General features: G+C 52.7%; 8 protein-coding genes. 5 read left to right on the top strand and 3 right to left on the bottom strand.

Features of this window, described 5'->3' with window-relative positions; translation table 11 throughout:
• Nucleotides 1-26: 26 nt before the first annotated feature.
• The gene (locus A0G03_RS02170; protein WP_241771503.1) at nt 27-728 is read left to right on the top strand and encodes a DUF2931 family protein; all 702 of its coding nucleotides are present in this window, start codon (nt 27-29) and stop codon (nt 726-728) included.
• 48 nt (nt 729-776) lie between these two features.
• Nucleotides 777-1,043 (top strand): type VI secretion system PAAR protein, encoded by a 267-nt coding sequence (locus A0G03_RS02165; RefSeq protein ID WP_048259985.1) that lies wholly within the window; start codon nt 777-779, stop codon nt 1,041-1,043.
• 88 nt (nt 1,044-1,131) lie between these two features.
• On the opposite strand, the gene A0G03_RS02160 is transcribed toward A0G03_RS02165, so the two are convergent.
• Together A0G03_RS02160 and A0G03_RS02155 are read right to left on the bottom strand one after the other, a co-directional pair.
• Nucleotides 1,132-1,455, bottom strand: a complete 324-nt coding sequence (locus A0G03_RS02160; RefSeq protein ID WP_048259986.1) for a hypothetical protein — start codon at nt 1,453-1,455, stop codon at nt 1,132-1,134.
• Nucleotide 1,456: 1 nt separating this feature from the next.
• Nucleotides 1,457-2,935 carry a pectate lyase gene (locus A0G03_RS02155; protein ID WP_048259987.1) on the bottom strand — a complete coding sequence of 493 codons (1,479 nt, stop codon included), beginning with the start codon at nt 2,933-2,935 and terminating at the stop codon, nt 1,457-1,459.
• 176 nt (nt 2,936-3,111) lie between these two features.
• On the opposite strand from A0G03_RS02155, the gene A0G03_RS02150 reads away from it, so the two are divergent.
• Nucleotides 3,112-8,007, top strand: a complete 4,896-nt coding sequence (locus A0G03_RS02150) for an AvrE-family type 3 secretion system effector (protein WP_048259988.1) — start codon at nt 3,112-3,114, stop codon at nt 8,005-8,007.
• A 20-nt stretch (nt 8,008-8,027) separates the two neighbouring features.
• Entirely contained in the window at nt 8,028-8,450 is a 423-nt protein-coding gene (locus A0G03_RS02145) for a type III secretion system chaperone (RefSeq protein ID WP_048259989.1), read from the top strand.
• 9 nt (nt 8,451-8,459) lie between these two features.
• Here A0G03_RS02145 and A0G03_RS02140 read toward each other — a convergent pair whose 3' ends face one another.
• On the bottom strand, nt 8,460-9,125 hold the full coding sequence (locus A0G03_RS02140) for a GntR family transcriptional regulator (protein WP_048259990.1): 666 nt from the start codon (nt 9,123-9,125) through the stop codon (nt 8,460-8,462).
• A 338-nt stretch (nt 9,126-9,463) separates the two neighbouring features.
• Between A0G03_RS02140 and A0G03_RS02135 the strand changes: the two genes are divergently transcribed.
• A complete protein-coding gene (locus A0G03_RS02135) occupies nt 9,464-11,137 on the top strand; it encodes a ShlB/FhaC/HecB family hemolysin secretion/activation protein (protein WP_048259991.1) in 1,674 nt (557 codons plus the stop codon).
• Nucleotides 11,138-11,176: the final 39 nt, after the last annotated feature.

Raw genomic sequence — 11,176 nt, 5'->3', positions numbered from 1 at the left:
CGGCACATAATAGGGAATGAGGAGGCATGATGTTTAAACAATTTATTGTGTTGCTGGGGCTTTGTTTTTCATTGACTGCCTGTGCTACAGCACCCACAAAATCGGCTTCTTCATGGCGATATGGTTCAGGTAGCAATATTGACAGTTTTTGCACGACGAAAGCCACTTTCTATTATAACGGGAAAATCGTATCCAGTTATCCCGGTGGTGGATGTAACGCAGGCGCACCATACAAAGATATCATTGATAGAAAATATTACTGGGCTGGGGGAGGGGGGGTGCCTACCGATGGCGTCCCCGTGCCTGACAAAGCTTCGATAGAGATGGTGTCTTTCTACGATCGCAAGCGGTATCGCATCAAGGTCGATTTACCGGCAGATTTATCTCGGCAAATGCAGCAACGCTATCAGATTGGCAAGCGTATTGACCAACGAGATCGGATCTATTTTGGGCTGGCTCCCGGCGGCTATTATGAGGTGGTATTGATGGGGCGTGGGCTTGGGGCCAGCCCAGATCTGTTGCTTGCTCGTGGTATCGCTGAGGAAGTTACAGATGATTGGTATGATAAAAAAGTCTCAGTGGCTGAACAATACGGCATTGATGATTTTGACAAAGAATACGGAGAACTGTTTAAGCAACATCCGATCCCACAGGGAATGGACTGGGCACCGATCATGGATGCCTACCGTGCTAAGCAGCCTAAAACGGACCAGCAGCCTATTAAATAAACTGACTTATCTCGGTGTTTTAATAAACGCATTAATAAAGGACTAAATATGGGTAACGCAGTTAAATTAGGCGATAGCGATACGGGGCACGGTAACTATCCGCCGACGCCCGTCGCGGCGGGCTCATCAACGGTTAAGGTTGATGGTATGCCGTTGGCTCGACAAGGCGATCCTCTGGTTCCTCACGGTCATGACCGGAGTATTAGCGGTGGTTCATCCAGCGTGCTCATTGATGGAAAGCCTGCTGCTCGCACTGGTGATGCGGTTAGCTGTGGCGGCGTGGTGATTGGCGGGGGAACGGTAAGCATTGGGTGAGGGCCTGCTATCTGTCGACGCAAATCCTAATAAAGCCAGCACAGGTTTCCCAGGCTGGCTTTTTCCCCAGTATTGTATGGCACAAGTATTACATTTGGCGCACTGCAATACAGCGATCGGCGATCAGACGAGCGACCCAGAACGAGGTCTGCGCCACGTCGCTATGTAGTCCATTTTCCTTATGGATATCAGCCTTATGCAGGAAGTCCTGTTCCAGAGAATCCACAAAGTTATCGAACTCGAACTCACCCCGTCGCCGTGTTCCTGACTGACTCAGTACCGTGTTCAACTGTGCTCTCACCAGATGAATAGCCTGGGTGAATGATTCACGCTGAGCGGGCGTAATGTATCCGCCTTGCCTGGCGAGATCCGCCCAGCGAGTCGGCGTGGGCGATGTCATCGTGTTTGGCATCTTAATTTACCTGTAAGTTGGCAGAGTCGGGCACTTTGTAGTGATTGTTGACGTTCGTCAGGTTGATATTGTTGCCTTTGACGTTCAACCCTTCACTGTCGCTTTTCACGAACGAGAACTTGCCGTTTTCTGCATCAATGTTACTCAGGTTCAAATTCCAGTCGCCCTGTTGTCCGCCGTTCGTGCGCACGAACGTACCGAAATCTTTCGCTTTGAAGTTATCGATAGTCAGGTTGGCATCCGCGTTCAATTGGAAAATTTTATCGGAAGCGCCCTGAGCACTGCTGTTGGTGATTTCAACGTTGGCAGGTTTGCCGTTGTTTGATTTCACTGTCAGCGCATCTTCACCGACGTTGGTCCAGTGCACGTTATCAATTTTGGCATCACCGCGAACGTGTACACCGTCCGCTGCATTATCCCCAAACACCACGTTTTTCAGCGTTGCGCCTTGAGCCAGTTCAAATATCGGCTTTTGGCCTTCAGCCTGGCCGCCGTCACCTAATTTGCTACCAGCAGTAAAGGTTTTGCCGCCGCCGTCAAAAACCTCACCGGGACCGACTTTGATGGTGTCATTTACCACCGTGACATCACCGCTGGCGGTTGGGAAGGATACTGGGCCAGCACCTGCTGTTGACGCCGTGGGTGAGGCGGCCGAACCGCCATCAACGCCGGTTGGCGCAGCCGTTAGTGGGGCGGGCGCTGCTCCGCCGCTACCGCCGACCGATGAAGATGGTGCTGAAGGTGCAGCCGGTGAGCCACCGCCAGACGGTGCGGCAGGTGAACCACCGCCTCCACCACCAGATGACGCTTGCGGCGCGCCCGTTGACGGCGATCCGCCACCTTGTGATCGGCCGCTACCTTGCGGCTGACCAAATTCACCTTTCTGTGAATCCATCAAGTTACCAATCAATTCCAGCAGTGCTTTTAACAGATCGTTGCCACTCAGTTGGCCACCGCCGTCCTCTGTTGGGCTGATGGCATTATCTAATGCGCTGCCTGCCGAATCTTGCAGTAGAGAACGGCTCAGATCTTCTGGATTTTGTGCGGCACCGGTGCCTCCGGCGCCGCCAGTACCGGATGAGCCCGTTAACGGTGAGGTACCGCTGTTGCCACCTGCTGCGCCCGACGAACCGGAAGAGAGCGGGTTCCCTGCTTCCTGCCCGTTTTTACCGGGGATCAGCGCTTCCAACAGTTTCATCAGCATATCGGCAGGGCTGCCGTTTTGCCCTAACGCTGAACTCCCCGCATTGCCTGAGCCAGTCTGACCCTGCGAACTGCCGTCTGTTGATGAGGGCGTATTGCTTTGCGAATTGGGTAGAAGGGCACTCAACAATGTGCTCAGCGCTTCCATCAGTTGGCTATCTTGCTGCCCGGAACGTGGTGACGCCCCGCCGTTGCTGCCTGAAAGTGGGGAATTCAGTCCTGTCGATGACAGACCTGCGCCGGGTTGTATGCTGAGCGTAATTGTCATATCAGCCATAACATCTCCTTGAAAGTGAATCGTGATGGGTTATTAACAGGCTTACGTCTGTTGCGTATTAAGTGAGGGGCGGTGTGATGTGGTTCCCCGAGCGAGGAAGAGAAAGATGATGGGAACCGGAAGGAGAAAACGACCACTTAACTGGCACGTTCACTTCATCACTCTTGGAACTTGTTATGCAGAAAATCCAGCATGTTCAGCCCAGTCTGTCCATTTCGGAAATTGCACCTGCTGCGCTAGCTAAAACATCGTTATCGCAGGGCAGTAGCACCAGTGCGAGCCAGAAGGGGGCGCAATCCCTGATTCAGCAAGGTTTGCATGATAAAAACAAACCGCCTGAATTGGAGCAGGGAAGCAGCAGTCAGGTGAAGAGTCAGGGTTCGCGCTCGACGACTTTGCGCGAGCTATTTGCATCGGAAGGCATGAGTCAGAGTTTACCGCGCGCGCAGCGTGATTCGCTGGCGTCAGGTGGGCCTATCCAGAGCTTGCCGCGTTTTGCTTCCACCGCAGATGCCGATATCAAAATAAACGGCAGCGGCAACCAGACGCCTGCGGCTAAAGCCGATATCGCGCTGGACAGCCACGGTAAGCTTCAGTTCGGCAAGGGCTTACCGGAAGCGCTGACTACGCTGTTGCAGCAGACCATAGGGAAAAACAGCCAACCGTTCGTTGCCCATCATGAAAATCAAGATGGGCGAGTGGGCGAACAACAGCATGCGTTAGCCGACAAATCAGGACGGCTATTCGTTATCCAAAGTGATGAAAATCAGCATGTTGCACTCCACAGCAGCGGTCGCGGCGCGATGCCGTCGGGTAAGTTGGGTGTGGATAACGTACAGCTGGAATCCACGTCACAGCATATCTCCCTGCAAACAAAATCAGGTGAATCCACGAGCGTACCGCTATCTGGACGGATGAACCACGAGCTATTGACGGGCGTCCACCGGCAGCCCGACTCTGCTTCAGGCGCGGGCGAGCAATTGCGTCTGCATGACGGCAAGCTGTTTTCATTGAATACTGAATTTGGCGTTTGGCAGAAAAACAGCGACGTCCCCCATAGCCAATTATCGCGGCAAGGAGATGGTCAGCTGTACGCGGTTAAAGATGATCACACGTTGAGTAACTTGTCATCGGGGACGGCGTCATCAGCCTTCAGCGATAAAATCACGGCGTTCTCCGCTAACCAAAACGGACAATCGGTCGTGCTGACCGAGCAGGATCATCTGACACAATTGCATCTGATGAGCGCGCTGGATGCCGCACCGCAGCCGGTGGATCTCAAATTGGAAAATGGTGAACCGGTGTATGCAAAAGCGGTGGGATTAACCGCTGAACATCTGCTGGTTGCCGATAATGATGGCAAGCTTTATCACGCACCGCGGCCTGAGGCGGGCGAACAACACGCCAATTTAACGCCAGTCAGCACGTCTGAACTGAATGCGGCGTTGGGGACGGACCACCGTATTACCGGATTTGCCCACGATGAACACGGGCAGACGCAGGCACTCGCCACCGATCGTCAGGGACAAAAACATGTCGCGCCTCTGGGGCAGAATGGGGTGTCGCCAACGCCGGGGTGGAACCTGAGCGACAGTCTGGTGGTGGATAATAAGCTGGGTCTGACGACGGAGGCACCCGCAGCGAAAGACACCTTAGATCTGGGACGACTGGGGCAAATAGGGCTACAAGATGGCAAAGTCCATTTCTACAACGGCAATACTAAAAATTGGGAAGCATCCAGCGTTGAAGCCAGCCAATTAAAGCGCGGACTGGACAATCAGGCTTACACGCTGAAAGACGGCGAAATCACGCCACTGTCCATCAATCAGAAATCAGAGTCGTTTACGCACGGTGACAACACTGTTTTTGCGCTGTCGCAGGTGCGTATGACGCCGTCTGCGGGCACGGCGCTTCCGGGGATCGATAAGGATGATGGTGTATCGGCGATGGCGGTGGTCAACCGCAATAAATTTATTGCCGTCGATAAACAGGGCGATCTGCATTTTCACCAGATCAAGCCAGGAACGGATAAGCCCACCGCGCCGCCGCTGGCACTGCCTAAGAATGGGTTGTCCGGCGAGATACAGGACATCACGCTGGATCATCAGCAGACGTTGTTCGCTCTGAATAAAGAAGGGCAGCTCTTTCAGCTACCGAAAGACGACTGGCAGAATGCCGCGAACCATGACAAGGCACAATGGCAGCCGGTGAAGACGCCAGCAGAGGGCAAAGCGAATTCGCTGGGTACGGATGCGCAGCATCATTTGCAGGTTGCGCATGACGATCATGAACTTCACACCCAACAAGGGAGCGCGTGGAAAACGACAGTGCCAAAAGGAGAAGCGCTATTACCCTCGGAAGCGCGTGCCGCAGAAACGGTGTTTGGCCGACTGGATGTGGCGACAAAAGGGACGAAGATACCGCTGACCGGTGTATCGCTTAAAGCCGATGTTCAGGTTCTAGGGAAAACGGGTGAAGAGTCACAGCAGGTTAAAAGCAAGCTGTCAGATTTGCTCAGAGCCCATGTTGTCTCGTTCTCCATGGAAGTACCACGACCGCTGAAAACCTTTGCCGACCATGTTCAGCATCAAATTAGCGGCCGAGAAGGACTGAAACCCGTTTACGACATGCAGACCGAATTACTGAAAAAATTGGACGCCACGACGAGCCAGCCGCAGGGAACGGCGATGGATCTGGCGAGTAAGCTCGACAAGCTGGATCTGGGAGAGCAAGGGAAACCGTTAGTAAACCTGTTAAAACAGTTCCAGACCGAACTGGAAAACAGCTCGGCCAAAGCAGCCTTGCTTATCGGCAGGCAGCAGGGCGTGGTAAGCGATAACGGTGTGATGAACCCGGAAGGCAAGCCAGCCAGCGTGCACGGCAGAGAAAAAGATCTGGCTCCGGTGCTGCTGGCAGCGATGGAGAGCCACCCGTCATCGAAAACGAGTACCGCCGGTACGCTGATAAAAGCCTTTGTAGACAGTAAAACGCCGATAGCTCAAAAGCCAAATAGCGAGGCGCTTGGGCAACAGCGTGACACCAGCGATGCCCTGTCGTTGGCAAAAACGCGGCTGGTGCTGGATACCCTGGTGTTGGGCGATTTGCACAAACTGGCCGACCGCGCTGGGGCGTTATCAGGCACCTCGCCGAATGAGGCGGCGTTGGCATCGATGATGAAGGAGCTTAATGCGCTACGGCAGGGGGATTATGGTGACAATCCGGTGAAGAAAATGACTGACATGGGGTTCACCAATCACAAATCGCTGGAGGCGGATTACGATTCGGTTAAAACCTTTATGAAGGCGTTCAGGAAAGAAGAGAATGCCGTCAGCGTGACCTCGAAAACCGTGATGCAGGCGGTCAGCCAGACAGACATGATCGATAAAATGAAGGCGACCGTTTTGTCGTTGGACAGCAACGAAAGCATCGCGTTTAACCGGACTTATGGCGGCGGCGCATCTATGTCGTTTGTCGTCAGCGGCACGCCTCTGCCTTTCCCTCCGGTGCCGGGCGGCGGTGTCAGCGGCGAAAGAAATTACAACCTGAGTTTTTCCCGTGGCGAAAACGGCATTAATGTCGCCTTCGAGCGTTCGGGCGGGATTACCGGGAAAGTGAGCTACTCCGGTGGATATGACGTCAGCGAGTACCTGACCGGAAAAACCTCGGCGCAGATGACGCAAAACATTAACAGCAAACACAGCTTTGCACCGGATGTCCGCGCGTCATTCGGCGTCTCCGCCAGCCTGCAAATGGCGCAGCAAAACGCCCTGAACTTTACCCTCAGTGAAGAAGAACTGCCCGGTTTTATTGACGGTCTGTCGAGCGGCACGATCAATCCGCTTGCTCTGCTGGATAAAGGCGAGCAGCACAGCGTGAAGGCGGGTAAAACGGCCAGCTTCAATCTGGATAGCAATGCGGCACTGGAACTGCGTGGTGGGATAAACCTGACAGAAAAAGGCGCGGCACCCACCAGCGCCACATTACGCGGATCTGTCGGCCTGACGGCGAACGCCAACGTGCTGTCGGGCACCAGCTCGTCCAGCGTCGCGCAAGGAGAGAAATCTACCACCTACACCGAATCCGACAACCGCCTGCGGTTCATGAATCAAGCGGCGATGGGTGCCAATGCCACGATCAGTGCTGGAGCCGCCAGAAACACGCCGGAGGGCACCGTCCCGTTCTTCACCTCAGCCAGCATTGGGGTGAATGTGGCGGCAGATTCGCGCACTAACCAATCGATTAGTCTGGGTATGAAGAAAGCCGAGCCGTTGGAGAAAAAGGATATTGACGCGCTGACCAAGACGCTGAACTCCGCATTCAACGATCCTGCCAGCCAGTTGTTGATCGACGGTGTGAAAAAAATCGCGGAACCGGACGATCAGTTGGCCATTTTGAATGAGCACTTCGCCGATAAAACGGCCAAAACTGACGATCAGCATCAGGGGCTACTGAGTTTGCAAAAATTGAACGTGCGACAGGATGTCGCGCAGCGTGATGGGGCAACGCTGGATAGCGTTAAGCACACGACGTCCTACACCAATCTCAGCAAATTGACGGAAAACGGGCTGTTTCAGGTTATCGGCAACCATTTATTTTCTTCGCTTCCGCCAAGTAATGCCGACCGTATCAATCAACTGATCGCGAACAACCCGGCGCTAAAGGATATCGTAAGCCGCTTGCAGGATAGCGACAGAGCCTCGGTAACGGTTGGGCTGGAACTGAAAGACGATGTGCGGGAGAAGATAGAAAAGGGCATCCAGAACAAGACGCACGGTAAGGATGATGTCATTGCGCTGTTTAAGGATAGCAATAATTTACGTCTCGCCAGTATCGATGTTTCGCAGACGGTGAAGAAGAGCGAAGGGTTCAATACCCCGGCAGTCATCATCAACGCCTCAAGCAGTGCGGGTGTCAGCATGAATAAACTGCTGGGTAGCGTCAGCTTCAGCTACGGACAGGATCAAACCGTACCGCAAAGCTACAAACTGAGCGGCGAGATTGCAAAAGCCAATCCTGCCACGGCCAATGCTTTGCAGCAGTTACAGCAAGAAGGGCTGCAACTGAAAAGCTAATTGTGATTAAGGAGAACAACATGACACCAACACAACAGCATATTGCCCGCTTATTACGCCATTATGGTGCACTCAGCCGGGCTCAACTGGGCTTGCAGGACGGCATCTGCGCACTGCGCGAACCAGATGGGCAGGAGGCGGTGGTTTTGGAAGTACCCGCCAGCAGCAGCGTACTGCTATTGCACAGTGATGTGATGCGATTTCAGGGGGAGGTCAGTACGGCGGTGTATCAGCTCATGCTGATGCTTAACTTTGAAATGGCGGCGATGAAAGGTTGCTGGCTGGCCTTGGATGAGAATTCGACGCTGCGTTTGTGCACTCAGCACACCGCAACGTCGCTGGACGAACCGGGCTTTACCGCGCTGCTGCCCGCGTTTATCAGCCAGGCAAAAGAGATCCGATTGCTGATTCGCGGCTTATTACCGCGACTCATGGCAGCTTAACGCCGCACGCTATTGATCTATGGCAATAAAGTCCAGCATTGTTTCGCTGCCGTCCAGAATGTCAGATTGGATGGCCTGTCGGGCGGCGCTGGCATCGTGTTGTTGTAGAGCTGCAAGAACGTCTTCGTGATGTTCGATCGCCATCTGCACGGAAAAATGCGCATAGGCCTGCGCAATCAGCGGGCCCGTGCGCATCCATAAACTGCCGATAAATTGCGTCAACAGTGGCATACGCGCTGCCTGTGCCAGAAACAGGTGAAATTCACTATTTAACCGCAGCGCTTCGCGTAGATTGTTCTCATCAATCGCCAGACGATTTTGGCGAATATTCTCTTCAATCTGTTCCAGCATCTTCGGCGTAATGTGTGCGGCGGCCAGTTCGGCGCCCGTGCCTTCCAGCGCCAGCCGTAATGTGCGGATCTCTATAAACTGGGCTTCAGTCAGTTGGGGCACGCGGATATCGCGCGGTGTCTTGAGCACCAGCGCCTGCTCTTTCGCCAGTTGCAAGATCGCATCTCGTACCGGCGTTACGCTGGTGCCAACCTGTGCGGCAAGCTCCCGTATTCTCAGGCGATCGTCCGGTTTGAGTTGACCGGTAATTAACGCTTCACGCAGCATGGTGTAAACGCTGGATCCCAGATAGCTGTGATTGATCTGCCCAATTGGATAATTCACTGTTCCCCCAGAGAGAAGTGCTGCGCAACGTGATGAGACTGAAATAGGGATTGATGCCGCAATCGATTCGCGGTGATGAGGCGCTAATATACAATATGATGCATCAACGAGGCTATGGGGGAGGTGACTCTCTGGCAGAAAATCGTCAAGAAAGGGTCATGAAATACGCAGTATTGTATTAGGAGGTGTAACCAACCTAAAATTATGACTTAGGGAGATATTTTATCGCGTCTTAACGCAAACCGATTGTCATAAAATTATATATTACCTGACATATTGAGCTTGGTAATTAACGGTTCTACTATGCCGAAAAAATTATTATCATCAGGGATGAAACCATGCGTGGTTTTTTTAGGCTGATTGTTATCATGCCTGCGTTATTTTCTTCTATGTCATTTTCTGTATTTTCCGCGCCGCTTAATCCGGCGGACAGAATTGATATTCAGCAACGGCAGGCCGAGGTGATCGATCAATCTCGGCAGCAGCGCGATGATTTATTACAGTTAAATCAGCCACAAAAGACGATAAAACCTAATGAAGGAAGCGATGCGGGACACTGCTTTTTCATTAAGGATATTCATTATCGCAACAGTTCTTTGCTACGTGAAAAAGATAAAAATACGTTAAGCAGAGATTATATTAATCGTTGTGTAAATGTTAATAATATAAATCAGCTGATCCATGATGTCAGTAATTGGTATATCGAGCGGGGTTATATTACCAGTCGCGCCTTTATTTCCGAGCAAGATCTCTCAAGCGGAATATTACAGATTGATATTCTGGAAGGGCGCCTCGAATTCATTAATATTAATAATGAATCGACACGAGCATTAAAGCAGGTCTTTCCGGGGTTAGAGGGCGAAATTCTCAATCTCCGCGATATCGAGCAGGGCATGGAACAGCTCAACCGCATGCCGACGCAGCAAGTGAGTATCGAAATTCAGCCCAGTAGCCAGCCTGGCTATTCCATCGTGAACCTCACCAGTAAAAAGCAGATTCCGCTAACGGCAAACATCAGTTTCGATAATAGTGGGCAGAAAAGCACTGGGGAACAGCAGCTAAGCGGCGGCCTGTGGGCGGATAATGTGCTGGGGCTAGCCGACCAGTGGTTTATCAACGGTGGACACAGCAGTGAATTTCGCGATAGCCGCAATGCCGAAAGCTTACAGGCGGGGGTGTCATTACCCTACGGCTACTGGACGCTCAGCTACGACTATTCTCAAAGTCGTTACCGCAACGATTTCACTAACCGAGATTTTCTCTGGCATTCAACGGGCGACAGCCAGACGCACCGCGCCACGCTGTCACGTGTGGTGTTTCGCAATGGCGACATGAAAACCAGCCTCTCGGCGGGCATGTCACACCGTATCGGGCAGAACTACCTGAATGATGTTCTGCTGCAATCCAGCAGTCGCAAACTCAGCAGCGCCATTATCGGCATTAATCACAGCCAGAAACTGTGGGGTGGGCTGGCGACACTCAATCCGGCTTACAGCCGCGGAACGCGTTGGTTTGGCGCAGAAAGTGATGAAGGTAAATCTGACGATGCGTTGCGCGCCGAATTCAATAAGGTGACGTTGGCGGCCAGTTATTACTACCCGATTGCTGACAACCTCCATTACCTCACCAACCTCTATGGTCAGTATTCACCACAGCGTCTATATGGCAGCGAGCAGGTAACGTTGGGCGGGGAAACCTCCGTGCGTGGTTTTAAAGAGCACTACATTTCCGGTAATCGTGGTGGCTACTGGCGCAACGAAGTCAACTGGCGGGCGACGCAGTTGCCGCTGTTGGGCAGTATCACGCTGACGGCGGCGGTGGACGGTGGGCATCTTTTCTCACAACAGGCAGACAGCGAATCGTCGGGTACGTTGTGGGGCGCGGCAGTAGGAATGGGCGCTGCTAATCAATATCTCTCACAGCAAATTACGGTTGGTTGGCCGTTGGCACACCCTGACTGGCTAAAACCGGATCATGCTGTTGCCTATTATCGCGTTGCACTTTCTTTTTAATTATTAATTTTTAACTGTTTATTGTTAAGACAGGGGATC

Origin of the sequence: Pectobacterium peruviense (assembly GCF_002847345.1) — a bacterium.
Taxonomy (GTDB): Bacteria; Pseudomonadota; Gammaproteobacteria; order Enterobacterales; family Enterobacteriaceae; genus Pectobacterium; species Pectobacterium peruviense.
Note: the sequence above shows the minus strand (reverse complement) of the source record. Positions and strands in the feature narration are given on the sequence as shown.

Coding starts and splice junctions, on each gene's coding strand:
- A0G03_RS02170 (WP_241771503.1), top strand. CDS start 27: ATGATGTTTAAACAATTTATTGTGTTGCTGGGGCTTTGTTTTTCATTG.
- A0G03_RS02165 (WP_048259985.1), top strand. CDS start 777: ATGGGTAACGCAGTTAAATTAGGCGATAGCGATACGGGGCACGGTAAC.
- A0G03_RS02160 (WP_048259986.1), bottom strand. CDS start 1,455: ATGCCAAACACGATGACATCGCCCACGCCGACTCGCTGGGCGGATCTC.
- A0G03_RS02155 (WP_048259987.1), bottom strand. CDS start 2,935: ATGGCTGATATGACAATTACGCTCAGCATACAACCCGGCGCAGGTCTG.
- A0G03_RS02150 (WP_048259988.1), top strand. CDS start 3,112: ATGCAGAAAATCCAGCATGTTCAGCCCAGTCTGTCCATTTCGGAAATT.
- A0G03_RS02145 (WP_048259989.1), top strand. CDS start 8,028: ATGACACCAACACAACAGCATATTGCCCGCTTATTACGCCATTATGGT.
- A0G03_RS02135 (WP_048259991.1), top strand. CDS start 9,464: ATGCGTGGTTTTTTTAGGCTGATTGTTATCATGCCTGCGTTATTTTCT.